We start from the raw sequence: 12,756 nt of genomic DNA on the forward strand, positions 1-12,756 counted from the left end.
ACTATATCCATTACTATAACAACGAGCGGATCAGCCTGAAATTAAAAGGCCTGAGTCCGGTAGAATACCGAACCCAGACCCCGATAGCCGCTTAACATGAACTGTCCAACTTTATGGGGTCAGTCCACTTGAGGGCTTTTTTTTAATACATCACCTTGTGGCCATACTGCTCAAGAATGCCTTTCACACGCTCCATGGTCTCTTTCTTCGGCGGATGCACGCCGTCCAGCTTGTATTCTTCACCCATCGCAACCCATTTATGCTTACCTAATTCGTGATAAGGCAGCAGTTCAATTTTCTCGACGTTACCCATGTCGCGGGTAAACTCGCCGAGGCGGTGCGCGGAATCATCATCGTCTGACCAGCCGGGAACGACGACATAGCGGATCCAGACATTAATATTTTTGTCGGAAAGATAACGTGCGAACTCAAGGGTGCGATGGTTCGAAACGCCCACGAGATTCTGGTGAATCTCATCGTTCATCTGTTTTAAATCGAGCATCACCAGATCGGTTACTTCCAGCAGTTCGTCGATAACCGGATCGTAACGGCGCACAAAGCCGTTAGTGTCCAGACAGGTGTGAATACCTTCTTTGTGGCAGGCGCGGAACCAGTCACGCACGAATTCAGCCTGCAGGATGGCTTCCCCGCCTGAGGCCGTGACGCCGCCGCCGGAGGCATTCATAAAGTGGCGATAGGTCACTACTTCTTTCATGAGCTCTTCGACGGTGATTTCTTTACCGCCGTGGGTATCCCATGTGTCACGGTTGTGGCAGTACAGGCAGCGCATCAGGCAGCCCTGGAAGAAGGTGATAAAACGAATACCGGGGCCATCCACGGTACCGCATGATTCAAAGGAATGAATTCGGCCAATTACTGACATTGCGGTGATTTCTCCAGTATTGGCCCATGAATAAAGCATGGGCCAGGTTGTGCGCGGTCTGTATGGTGCATGCCGCGTCGAATCAATTTTGCGAGATAACTTAAACGTAGCAGTTATCTTGCAAAGCCGGTTCAGGCAGGGTGGGAGGATAAGAAAAGGCCCCACCAAGGTGGAGCCTTTATTCTATACCCGTCGCCCTTCAAATAGCAGGGGTGTTGGCTGCAATTCGAATGTCATAGGGTAATGCCTTTTCACGCAAACCGGGTATTACATGGTTTTCGTGAAGGTACGGGTGATAACGTCCTGCTGCTGTTCTTTAGTCAGGGAGTTAAAACGTACCGCGTAACCAGATACGCGGATGGTCAACTGAGGGTATTTCTCAGGGTGTTCCATTGCGTCCAGCAGCATTTCACGGTTCATAACGTTCACGTTCAGGTGTTGACCACCTTCGATGGACGCTTCGTGGTGGAAGTAACCATCCATCAGACCCGCGAGGTTAGTTTTACGTACTTCGTCGTCTTTACCCAGCGCGTTTGGCACGATAGAGAAGGTGTAAGAAATCCCATCTTTCGCGTAGGCAAACGGCAGCTTAGCAACGGAAGTCAGAGAGGCAACAGCACCTTTCTGGTCACGGCCGTGCATTGGGTTAGCGCCCGGACCGAACGGAGTACCCGCGCGACGACCATCTGGAGTATTACCCGTTTTCTTACCATAAACCACGTTAGAGGTGATGGTCAGAACGGACTGAGTCGCGATAGCGCCACGGTAGGTAGGCAGTTTCTGAATTTTCTTCATGAAACGTTCTACCAGGTCAACAGCGATGTCATCTACGCGAGGATCGTTGTTGCCGAACTGTGGATATTCACCTTCGATTTCGAAGTCAACGGCCAGGCCGTCTTCGTCACGAATAGGTTTAACCTTCGCGTATTTGATTGCAGACAGGGAGTCGGCCGCAACGGACAGACCCGCGATACCACAAGCCATGGTGCGAACAACGTCACGGTCGTGCAGAGCCATCAGAGACGCTTCGTAGCTGTACTTATCATGCATATAGTGAATGATATTCAGCGCGGTGACGTACTGTTTAGCCAGCCAGTCCATGAAGTGATCCAGACGATCCAGAACGTTATCGTAGTCCAGAACATCCGCAGTGATTGGCGCTTCTTTAGGGCCAACCTGCATTTTCAGTTTTTCATCAACGCCGCCGTTGATTGCATACAGCATGGTTTTCGCGAGGTTTGCACGAGCACCGAAGAACTGCATTTGCTTACCAACGACCATTGGGCTTACGCAGCAAGCAATGGCGTAGTCGTCGTTGTTAAAGTCAGGACGCATCAGATCGTCATTCTCATACTGCAGAGAAGAGGTATCGATGGAGACTTTAGCCGCGTATTTTTTGAAGTTCAGCGGCAGTTTTTCAGACCACAGAATAGTGATGTTCGGCTCCGGAGACGGCCCCATGGTGTACAGGGTGTTCAGGAAACGGAAGCTGGATTTAGTCACCAGAGTACGGCCATCAACGCCCATACCTGCGATAGATTCAGTTGCCCAGATTGGGTCGCCGGAGAACAGCTCATCATATTCCGGGGTACGCAGGAAGCGAACCATACGCAGTTTCATGACCAGATGGTCAATCATTTCCTGAGCGTCAACTTCGGTGATTTTACCGGCTTTCAGGTCACGTTCGATGTAAGCATCCAGGAAGGTGGATACGCGACCGAAGGACATTGCAGCGCCGTTCTGAGATTTAACCGCGGCCAGGTAGCCGAAGTAAGTCCACTGAATAGCTTCCTGAGCGTTGGTCGCAGGACCAGAGATGTCACAGCCGTATTTAGCTGCCATTTCTTTGATCTGACCCAGCGCGCGGTGCTGTTCGGAGATTTCTTCACGCAGACGGATAGTCGCTTCCAGGTCTTCACCGTTTTCCAGTTTGGCCTGCAGTGAGTTGAACTGAGCGAATTTGTCTTTCATCAGGTAGTCGATGCCGTACAGCGCAACGCGACGGTAGTCACCGATGATACGACCACGGCCATAAGCATCCGGCAGACCGGTGATGACGCCCGATTTACGGCAGTTCAGGATGTCTTTGGTGTAAACGTCAAACACGCCCTGGTTGTGAGTTTTACGGTATTCGGTGAAGATCTTCTTCAGCATTGGGTCGAGTTCACGACCATACACTTTGCAAGAACCTTCAACCATTTTGATGCCGCCGAACGGAATGATCGCACGTTTCAGAGGAGCATCAGTCTGCAGGCCCACGATGGTTTCGAGGGATTTGTTGATGTAACCAGCATCATGAGAAGTAATGGTTGAAGCGAGGTCGGTATCGAAGTCAACAGGCGCGTGAGTGCGGTTTTCCTGTTTAACGCCTTCCATAACGTTGTCCCACAGCTTGGTAGTTGCGTCTGTCGCACCTGCCAGGAAGGACTCGTCGCCCTCGTAAGGGGTGTAGTTTTTCTGAATGAAGTCACGTACGTTTACTTCATTCTGCCAGTCGCCTTTGGCAAAACCTTCCCAGGCTGTGGCTAACTTTTCATTAAGCTCGGACATGTAACACCTACCTTCTAATGTGGATTTCTTATTCCCTGCGCGATGAGCGGCACTTAGTGCTTGTCGCCGCCACGCAGATAAATTACCCAGTATGTCAATCCAACCAACAAACCACCGCCGATGATGTTCCCGATAGTTACCGGAATGAGGTTATCAGTGATGAAGTTCAGTATGGTCAGATGAGAGAAACTGTCCGGAGACGACCCAACTGCGGTCCAGAATTCCGGGCTTGCGAAATTGCGTACCACGATTCCCATCGGGATCATGAACATGTTCGCAATACTGTGCTCGAAGCCGCAGGCAACAAACATCGCAACCGGCAGGATCATAGCAAACATCTTGTCCATCAAACTGCGACCGGAGTAGCTCATCCAGACAGCCAGACAAACCATTAAGTTCGCAAGAATACCGAGGCACACGGCTTCGATAAATGTGTGATGCATTTTATGGTCAGCGGTCTGCAGGACGTTCAGCCCCCAGGCGCCGTTGGCTGTCATATACATCCCTGACAGCCAAATCAGCAGCACAAAAAGAAGTGCGCCAATCAGGTTACCAACATAGACGTTAATCCAGTTACGCGCTAACTGACCCCAGGTAATGCGACCGCTCGCTTTCGCGACAACAATCAGCACGGTGGAGGTGAACAGATCGGCACCGCAGACAACGCAGAGTATCAAACCTAAAGAGAAACATGTTCCGCCAATTAGCTTCGCGATACCAAACGGAATGGTTGAAGTACCGGTCGTGGCGGTGATGTAAAAGACAAAGGCAATCGAGATAAACATGCCCGCTGTGATCGCTAAATAAAACGTCGTCAGCGGATGTTTCGTTGCTTTATAGACACCAGCATCTTCGGCAACTTTTGCCATAGCTTGTGGAAGTAATAGATCAAAAGGGTTGTCAGCTTTCACACTAACTCTCTCTTATTTATTCGGCGAGGAGATACTAACAAAGCATTATAGAGTAAAAATTGATGTGGATCATATCTCGCCAAGCTTATAGGCCTGAAAAAAGCAGGTGATTACCTGTTTTCCAACGTAACTTATTGATTATCCCAATAAAAATAAATTTTAAATATTATATAGTAATTTGAATTCTGGTCGTCGCGCTCCTTTCCAAAGTTAATTAAAACGGAGTATTTCAAATAACTGGCAACAATATTTGCATCTTAATCTTTAAATATTTCACTCATATTTAACCGAATGGCTACATAACAAATTAATTTGATTAAATTAAAAAAAGGGGCAATAAAATTGCCCCTTAATATACCTCAAGCCGCGCTATTTGCGCATCTGCGAGAGTATGTCAGTTAGTTAACTTCCCAGAAGCGAGCTTTCGCGCGTTGTAATTTTTCGTAAGCGCGCAACAAAGCCTGGTGCGCCGGGAAAGCTTTAAGATCGCTATCCACGGCCTGCAGACCATAGAACGCAGCCTCGCCGCTGAGGGCGGCGCTTGCGGCCTCTACAGTTTCTGCGCCATACATGCGTACAAAAGCGTTCAGATACTGCAGCGGTTCGCGTTCTTCTTCCATCGCCAGTAACAACAGCGTTTGCAGGCAGCGATAATAATTAGCGCGCTCGGTACTGAAAATAGAGGCATTAAATTCCATGGTCCATTCGGTCCAGATCAGCGCCTGCTCAAGATCGCCACCGGCAAGCGCCAGCATCGCCTTCAGTTCGCCAATGCGCAGCGTATACCAGCCGTTATCTTTCCCTGTCGCCAGGCCAAGCAGCTCGCGCACACGCGTAAAATCATCGTGGCCTTCTTCATCTAACTGAGAAATCAGCGCCAGATAGCCCTGTTTTTCCCACTCGCTGCCCGGCAGGGCAAGAATGGTTTCGCGCAGGTGATAACCCATATTGTTATTGGCTAACAGCAGGTCTTCCGCAGGATAAATATCGGACACGCCCGGGACGATAATACGACAGGCGTAGACATCCAGGTGCTGATAATCCGCGATGTAGACTTCTTTATCTTCCGCGTTAAAAATAGCCATCAGCGTGGCGAACTCTTCTTCTGTGGAGCCCGAGAAGCTCCAGTCCACGAACGGATAGTCCGCATCCTGTTTAAACATATCCCAGGAAATCAGGCCGCTTGAGTCAATGAAATGCGTTTCGAGGTTGGCGTGCTCCGCCACTTCTTCGTCATCAAAGGTTGGCGGTGTAAAGACGTCGAGATCTTTAAGACCGCGACCCTGCAGCAGTTCGGTAACCGTACGTTCCAGCGCCACGCCGAAATCAGGGTGCGCGCCGAACGAGGCGAAGCAGGTGCCGTTTGCCGGGTTAAACAACACCACGCAGATAACCGGATATTTGCCGCCTAGCGATCCGTCATAAGCAAAGATTGGGAAACCTTCCGCTTCGAGTTTAGCAATAGATTCCACGACGCCCGGGTAACGCGCCAGCACTTCCTGCGGGATTTCCGGCAGGCTGATTGATTCGGCGATAATACGGTTTTTGATATGGCGCTCAAAGACTTCGGACAAGCCCTGTACTCGCGCTTCGTTGGCCGTATTCCCCGCTGACATCCCGTTGGATACATACAGATTGCCGATAATGTTCATCGGGATATAAACCGTCTGCAGATCGGACTGACGGGTAAACGGCAGGGCGCAGATGCCACGCTCTTCGTTACCTGACTGCAGATCGATAAGCATACCTGCGGTCAGTTCGTTTTCCGGATCGTAAAACGCGCGCAGACGATCGTCGAGAATCCCTGGCGGAAGCTGTTCATCTTCCGGAATTGGGAACCACTTCTCGTTCGGATAATGCACAAACGAACCATTGGCGATGGTTTCACCCAGCCAGAAATCAGCAAAGAAATAGTTAGTGGACAGACGTTCAAAATATTCGCCAAGCGCGGAGGCCAGCGCGGCTTTTTTGGTAGCGCCTTTGCCATTCGTAAAGCACAGCGCGCTGTCTTTATCACGAATGTGAACCGACCAAACGTTAGGAACAGGGTTCAGCCAGGAGGCTTCTTCTATATTAAAGCCGAGATCGGCAAGCTGCTTCTGGAAGCGGGCGATGGAGACTTCCAGTGCGGCATCTTTGCCAGGAATAAAGGTTTGAGTCATGAGAGTTCACTTAAGTAGTACGCAAAGCGCGCAATGATACGGGTTTTAACGGGCTGATGCTATCTCAGCGCTTGTGGGCGTTGCTAGCATAACAGGCTATGCTTATGCTCAGTAACTGACTGTTATGGCGGGATAAATGAAGACCTTTGATCTACAACGTATGGCGTTCGATGAAATGCCGCCCGACTTTTTATTCGAAGTCGCCGTGCGCAGCTTTTATACCTTTATTCTGGTTTTCCTGTTTTTAAAAATTACCGGACGTCGCGGCGTGCGCCAGATGTCGCTCTTTGAAGTACTGATTATTTTGACTTTAGGCTCGGCTGCGGGCGACGTGGCGTTCTATCACGATGTGCCAATGCTGCCCGTATTTGTGGTGTTTATTACCCTTGCATGTTTGTATCGTCTGGTGATGTGGCTGATGAACCACAGCGAAAAACTGGAAATGCTGTTTGAGGGCAAAGCCAAGGTCATTATTGAAGAAGGGGAGTTTGCCTGGGAGAAAATGCAGTCCCAGAATATGACCGAGTTTGAATTTTTTATGGAGCTGCGTCTGCATAGCGTTGAGCATCTGGGACAGGTGCGGCTTGCCATTCTGGAGACTAACGGCCAGATAAGCGTCTATTTTTTCCCGGACCATCTCGTCAGACCGGGGTTATCAATTCTTCCAGAGCCTTGCAACGAGCGATTTGAAACCGTTCCTGAAGATGGCGATTACGCCTGTATTCGCTGTAGCGAGGTCGTGACGTTTAACGCTGGCGATAAATTACCTTGTCCACGCTGCAAAAATCATGTCTGGGTAAGGGCCTGCACCGCAAAGCGAGTAACCTGACGGCAATAAATAGGGGGTTTTCCGGGCTGGCTGGTGGATTCTTTTGTGTGATTTTGCGCACATTCTTCCGCTGCGCCGGATTAAGCATTGCAGCCTCTGCAAGTGAATGATAAAACCGATAACGTGATAAATCTTATTGCTCTAAGCGTGGTGAGGGGAAATGACTCAGGTATACAATTTTAGTTCCGGCCCGGCGATGCTACCGGTTGACGTGCTTCGTCGTGCACAGCACGATCTCTGCGACTGGAATGGTCTTGGCACCTCCGTGATGGAGATAAGCCACCGTAGTAAAGAGTTTATTCAGGTGGCCATCGATGCCGAACAAGATTTTCGCGATCTGCTGCAAATCCCCTCGAACTACAAAGTTTTATTCTGCCATGGCGGCGGCCGCGGCCAGTTCGCCGGCATCCCGTTAAACCTGCTGGGCGATAAAAAAACCGCTGACTACATCGACGGCGGCTACTGGGCGCACAGCGCGGTAAAAGAAGCGCATAAATACCTTACGCCAACCGTATTTGATGCCAAAGTGACCGTGGACGGACTGCGCGCCATTAAGCCGATGAGCGAGTGGCAGGTTTCTGATAACAGCGCTTATTTACACTACTGTCCGAACGAAACCATCGACGGCATCGCTATTCATGAAACGCCTGATTTCGGCGATACGGTTGTGACGGCCGATTTCTCTTCTACTATTTTGTCGCAGCCGCTGGATGTCAGCCGCTTCGGCGCGATTTACGCAGGCGCGCAGAAAAATATCGGCCCGGCAGGCCTGACGCTGGTTATCGTGCGTGAAGACCTGCTTGGTAAGGCGCACAAATCCTGTCCTTCTATTATTGATTACACCGTCCTCAACGATAACGACTCCATGTTTAACACGCCGCCAACTTTCGCCTGGTACCTTTCGGGGCTGGTGTTTAAATGGCTCAAGGAGCAGGGCGGCGTCGCCGCTATGGACAAAATCAACCAGGAGAAAGCGGATCTGCTCTATGGTGTGATTGATAACAGCGATTTCTATCGCAACGACGTTGCTCCGGCTAACCGTTCCCGCATGAACGTCCCGTTCCAGTTGGCCGACAGCGCGCTCGACAAACTCTTCCTTGAAGAATCTTTTGCCGCCGGCCTGCATGCCCTGAAGGGCCACCGTGTCGTGGGCGGAATGCGCGCTTCTATTTATAACGCTATGCCGCTGGAAGGCGTTAAAGCCCTGACCGATTTCATGGTTAACTTCGAACGTCGTCACGGCTAAGCCGCGCGCGTTGCTTTTCTCCCCGCGGGTCGCTCTCGCGGGGTTTATTCTGTTTGATTGAGAGTACTTCCCCATGCTGGAATCCCTGACGTTACAACCCATCGCGCTCGTTGACGGCACCATTAATCTTCCCGGTTCCAAAAGTGTCTCTAACCGTGCATTACTGCTTGCAGCACTGGCTAAAGGCACGACCGAACTGACCAACCTGCTCGACAGCGATGATGTTCGTCATATGCTTAATGCGCTCAAGGCGCTGGGCGTGGACTACACGCTTTCTGCGGATCGTACTCGTTGTGAAGTGGTTGGCGTTGGCGGGCCGTTAGAAGCGAAGGGCGAGCTTGAACTTTTCCTGGGCAATGCGGGAACGGCCATGCGTCCTCTGGCTGCGGCTTTATGCCTTGGCGGCAATAATATCGTCCTGACGGGCGAGCCGCGCATGAAGGAGCGCCCTATTGGTCACCTGGTGGATGCCCTGCGTCAGGGCGGCGCGCAGATCGACTATCTTGAACAAGAAAACTATCCTCCGCTGCGCTTACGCGGCGGTTTCGCTGGCGGTCAGGTTGCGGTGGACGGCAGCGTATCAAGTCAGTTTCTGACCGCACTGCTGATGACGGCGCCGCTGGCGGCGAATGACACAGAAATCACCATCAAAGGCGAACTGGTGTCCAAACCTTATATCGACATCACCTTGCACCTGATGAAAACGTTCGGCGTTGATGTTGAAAACCGTGACTACCGCAGCTTTGTGATTCGCGGCGGCCAGCAGTATCAGTCCCCGGGAGCGTATCTGGTTGAGGGCGATGCCTCATCAGCTTCATATTTCCTTGCGGCGGGCGCCATTAAAGGCGGTACGGTAAAAGTGACCGGCATCGGGCGTAACAGCGTACAGGGCGATATCCGCTTTGCTGACGTGCTGGAAAAGATGGGCGCTAAAATCACCTGGGGCGATGATTTCATCTCCTGTGAACGCGGTGAGCTTAACGCTATTGATATGGATATGAACCATATTCCCGACGCGGCGATGACCATCGCAACGGCTGCTCTTTTCGCAAAAGGCACGACGACGCTGCGCAATATTTACAACTGGCGAGTGAAAGAAACGGATCGTCTGTCTGCGATGGCCACCGAGTTACGTAAAGTGGGAGCCGAAGTGGAAGAGGGCGAAGATTACATTACCGTCACGCCGCCCGCGAAGCTGCAGATCGCAGAAATCGGTACTTATAACGATCACCGCATGGCGATGTGTTTTTCCCTCGTCGCGCTGTCTGATACACCGGTCACTATTCTCGATCCTAAATGTACGGCGAAAACCTTCCCGGACTATTTTGAACAGTTGGCACGCATCAGCACCCTCGCTTAATTCTTCTCTAACCGCATCATTTGATGCGGTTTTCTTATCTCTCTACGTTTCCTTACAACGAAATTGCGCAATTCTTCTACACTCAGCCTGATTCCCCAGGATATTTAGCAGGAAAGATAACGGTCCGGCTGGTTGGGGCGTATAATGCGCGGCGTTCACGTTTTAGGCCCGCGACCCCGCGAGAAGGAGAAAAAGATGACGGCACCCGCCCCGGTAATAACAATTGATGGCCCAAGCGGTGCAGGTAAAGGCACGCTGTGTAAGGCTATGGCGGAAGCGTTGCAATGGCATCTGCTTGACTCCGGCGCAATCTACCGTGTGCTTGCGCTGGCCGCTTTGCACCATCAGGTAGACGTTGCTTCCGAAGAAGCGCTGGTTCCTTTAGCGGCTCACCTTGATGTGCGTTTCGTTGCGTCCAACGGCAATCTTGAAGTGATTCTGGAAGGCGAGGATGTGAGCGGCGAAATTCGTACTCAGGAAGTGGCAAATGCCGCTTCACAGATTGCTGCGTTTCCGCGCGTGCGCGAAGCCTTGCTGCGTCGTCAGCGCGCGTTTCGTGAAGCGCCGGGTCTTATCGCCGACGGGCGAGATATGGGAACAGTGGTCTTCCCGGATGCGCCGGTAAAAATATTCCTTGATGCCTCATCGGAAGAACGGGCGCACAGGCGTATGCTACAGTTGCAGGAAAAGGGCTTTAGTGTTAACTTTGAACGCCTTTTGGCCGAAATAAAAGAGCGCGACGATCGCGATCGAAATCGGCCCGTAGCGCCGTTAGTCCCTGCAGCCGATGCTTTGGTGCTGGATTCAACCAGCATGTCTATAGACGAAGTCATCAAGCGCGCGCTGGCCTATGCACGGGAAGTACTGGCAGCCTGAGTCGGCCCGTGATGAGAATTTTGTCAATATTGTCATGACATTGCCATGGCGATATCCCTACAGATCGGGTAAAATTTGCCCCCTGTAATCTAACCCTGTCGGCATGGAGCCAATGGCGGGGTATGTTAAACAACCCCATTCGGCGGGATGCTAAATGGACGTTAAACTAAAGAACCTTGAAGATTAACAACATGACTGAATCTTTCGCTCAACTCTTTGAAGAATCCCTGAAAACAATCGAAACCCGTCCGGGTTCCATCGTTCGCGGCGTTGTAGTTGCTATCGACAAAGACGTAGTACTGGTTGACGCCGGTCTGAAATCTGAGTCTGCCATTCCGGCTGAGCAATTCAAAAACGCTGCTGGCGAACTGGAAATCCAGGTTGGCGACGAAGTTGATGTTGCTCTGGACGCAGTTGAAGATGGCTTTGGCGAAACTCTGCTGTCCCGTGAAAAAGCTAAGCGTCACGAAGCTTGGATCACGCTGGAAAAAGCTTACGAAGAAGCTGAGACTGTGGTTGGTGTTATCAACGGCAAAGTTAAAGGTGGCTTCACTGTTGAGCTGAACGGTATTCGCGCGTTCCTGCCAGGTTCCCTGGTTGACGTTCGTCCGGTTCGCGACACTCTGCACCTCGAAGGCAAAGAGCTTGAATTCAAAGTAATCAAGCTTGACCAGAAACGTAACAACGTTGTTGTTTCACGCCGTGCTGTTATCGAATCCGAAAACAGCGCAGAACGCGATCAGCTGCTGGAAAACCTGCAGGAAGGCATGGAAGTCAAAGGTATCGTTAAGAACCTCACTGACTACGGTGCATTCGTTGATCTGGGCGGCGTTGATGGCCTGCTGCACATCACTGACATGGCATGGAAACGCGTTAAGCATCCAAGCGAAATCGTGAACGTTGGCGACGAAATCACTGTTAAAGTGCTGAAGTTCGACCGCGAGCGTACTCGTGTTTCCCTGGGCCTGAAACAGCTGGGCGAAGATCCATGGGTAGCTATCGCTAAGCGTTACCCGGAAGGCACTCGTCTGACTGGCCGCGTGACCAACCTGACCGACTACGGCTGCTTCGTTGAAATCGAAGAAGGCGTTGAAGGCCTGGTGCACGTTTCAGAAATGGACTGGACCAACAAAAACATCCACCCATCCAAAGTTGTTAACGTTGGTGACGTAGTGGAAGTTATGGTTCTGGATATCGACGAAGAACGTCGTCGTATCTCCCTGGGTCTGAAGCAGTGCAAAAACAACCCATGGCAGCAGTTCGCTGAGACCCACAACAAAGGCGACCGTGTTGAAGGTAAAATCAAGTCTATCACTGACTTCGGTATCTTCATCGGCCTGGACGGCGGTATCGACGGCCTGGTTCACCTGTCTGACATCTCCTGGAACGTTGCAGGCGAAGAAGCAGTTCGTGAATACAAAAAAGGCGACGAAATCGCAGCTGTGGTTCTGCAGGTTGACGCAGAGCGCGAGCGTATCTCCCTGGGTGTTAAACAACTCGCAGAAGATCCGTTCAACAACTACGTTGCGCTGAACAAGAAAGGTACTATCGTTACTGGTAAAGTAACGGCAGTTGACGCGAAAGGTGCTACAGTTGAATTAGCAGATGGCGTAGAAGGCTACCTGCGTGCTTCTGAAGCTTCCCGCGACCGCGTTGAAGATGCAACTCTGGTTCTGAGCGTAGGCGACGATGTTGAAGCTAAATTCACCGGCGTTGATCGTAAAAACCGTGTTGTAAGCCTGTCTGTTCGTGCTAAAGACGAAGCTGACGAGAAAGATGCAATTGCTACTGTTAACAACAAACAGGAAGAAAGCAACTTCTCTAACGCAATGGCTGAAGCATTCAAAGCAGCTAAAGGCGAGTAATCGTCCGAGCGCTAAATCAGGGCGGCTACGGCCGCCCTTGTTCGATTGATAGCTGTAAGCTAATTTTCCTGAAA

The 12,756-nt window shown here is 51.1% G+C and carries 10 protein-coding genes; 6 read left to right on the plus strand and 4 right to left on the minus strand.

Features of this window, described 5'->3' with window-relative positions; all coding sequences use genetic code 11:
• On the plus strand, positions 1-95 hold a 95-nt coding region (locus MUA00_RS04685), incomplete at its 5' end, for an IS3 family transposase (RefSeq protein WP_271121941.1).
• Between the two features lie 47 nt (positions 96-142).
• Here the strand turns inward: MUA00_RS04685 and pflA are convergent.
• From pflA to ycaO, 4 genes are all read right to left on the minus strand, one after another.
• Positions 143-883, minus strand: coding sequence for a pyruvate formate lyase 1-activating protein (gene pflA, locus MUA00_RS04690; RefSeq protein WP_271122069.1), 741 nt, complete (start codon positions 881-883; stop codon positions 143-145).
• Positions 884-1,150: 267 nt separating this feature from the next.
• Entirely contained in the window at positions 1,151-3,433 is a 2,283-nt protein-coding gene (gene pflB / locus MUA00_RS04695) for a formate C-acetyltransferase (RefSeq protein WP_271122068.1), read from the minus strand.
• A gap of 53 nt (positions 3,434-3,486) precedes the next feature.
• Positions 3,487-4,344, minus strand: a complete 858-nt coding sequence (gene focA / locus MUA00_RS04700) for a formate transporter FocA (protein WP_271122067.1) — start codon at positions 4,342-4,344, stop codon at positions 3,487-3,489.
• Positions 4,345-4,742: 398 nt separating this feature from the next.
• Complete coding sequence (ycaO, locus tag MUA00_RS04705; protein ID WP_271122066.1) at positions 4,743-6,506, minus strand: 30S ribosomal protein S12 methylthiotransferase accessory factor YcaO; 1,764 nt, start codon at positions 6,504-6,506, stop codon at positions 4,743-4,745.
• Between the two features lie 136 nt (positions 6,507-6,642).
• Between ycaO and MUA00_RS04710 the strand changes: the two genes are divergently transcribed.
• From MUA00_RS04710 to rpsA, 5 genes are all read left to right on the plus strand, one after another.
• Complete coding sequence (locus tag MUA00_RS04710; RefSeq protein WP_271122065.1) at positions 6,643-7,335, plus strand: DUF421 domain-containing protein; 693 nt, start codon at positions 6,643-6,645, stop codon at positions 7,333-7,335.
• 160 nt (positions 7,336-7,495) lie between these two features.
• A complete protein-coding gene (serC, locus tag MUA00_RS04715; protein ID WP_271122064.1) occupies positions 7,496-8,581 on the plus strand; it encodes a 3-phosphoserine/phosphohydroxythreonine transaminase in 1,086 nt (361 codons plus the stop codon).
• A gap of 76 nt (positions 8,582-8,657) precedes the next feature.
• Positions 8,658-9,941 carry a 3-phosphoshikimate 1-carboxyvinyltransferase gene (aroA, locus tag MUA00_RS04720; protein ID WP_271122074.1) on the plus strand — a complete coding sequence of 428 codons (1,284 nt, stop codon included), beginning with the start codon at positions 8,658-8,660 and terminating at the stop codon, positions 9,939-9,941.
• Positions 9,942-10,136: 195 nt separating this feature from the next.
• Positions 10,137-10,817, plus strand: a complete 681-nt coding sequence (cmk, locus tag MUA00_RS04725) for a (d)CMP kinase (RefSeq protein ID WP_271122063.1) — start codon at positions 10,137-10,139, stop codon at positions 10,815-10,817.
• Positions 10,818-11,008: 191 nt separating this feature from the next.
• On the plus strand, positions 11,009-12,682 hold the full coding sequence (gene rpsA, locus MUA00_RS04730; protein WP_271122062.1) for a 30S ribosomal protein S1: 1,674 nt from the start codon (positions 11,009-11,011) through the stop codon (positions 12,680-12,682).
• The last annotated feature ends 74 nt before the right edge of the window (positions 12,683-12,756 follow it).

Origin of the sequence: Dryocola boscaweniae (genome assembly GCF_025215095.1) — a bacterium.
Classification (GTDB): domain Bacteria; phylum Pseudomonadota; class Gammaproteobacteria; order Enterobacterales; family Enterobacteriaceae; genus Dryocola; species Dryocola boscaweniae.

What these genes read in the sequence shown, in the direction of transcription:
- pflA (WP_271122069.1), bottom strand. Translation starts at nt 883, where the DNA reads ATGTCAGTAATTGGCCGAATTCATTCCTTTGAATCATGCGGTACCGTG.
- pflB (WP_271122068.1), bottom strand. Translation starts at nt 3,433, where the DNA reads ATGTCCGAGCTTAATGAAAAGTTAGCCACAGCCTGGGAAGGTTTTGCC.
- ycaO (WP_271122066.1), bottom strand. Translation starts at nt 6,506, where the DNA reads ATGACTCAAACCTTTATTCCTGGCAAAGATGCCGCACTGGAAGTCTCC.
- MUA00_RS04710 (WP_271122065.1), top strand. Translation starts at nt 6,643, where the DNA reads ATGAAGACCTTTGATCTACAACGTATGGCGTTCGATGAAATGCCGCCC.
- serC (WP_271122064.1), top strand. Translation starts at nt 7,496, where the DNA reads ATGACTCAGGTATACAATTTTAGTTCCGGCCCGGCGATGCTACCGGTT.
- cmk (WP_271122063.1), top strand. Translation starts at nt 10,137, where the DNA reads ATGACGGCACCCGCCCCGGTAATAACAATTGATGGCCCAAGCGGTGCA.
- rpsA (WP_271122062.1), top strand. Translation starts at nt 11,009, where the DNA reads ATGACTGAATCTTTCGCTCAACTCTTTGAAGAATCCCTGAAAACAATC.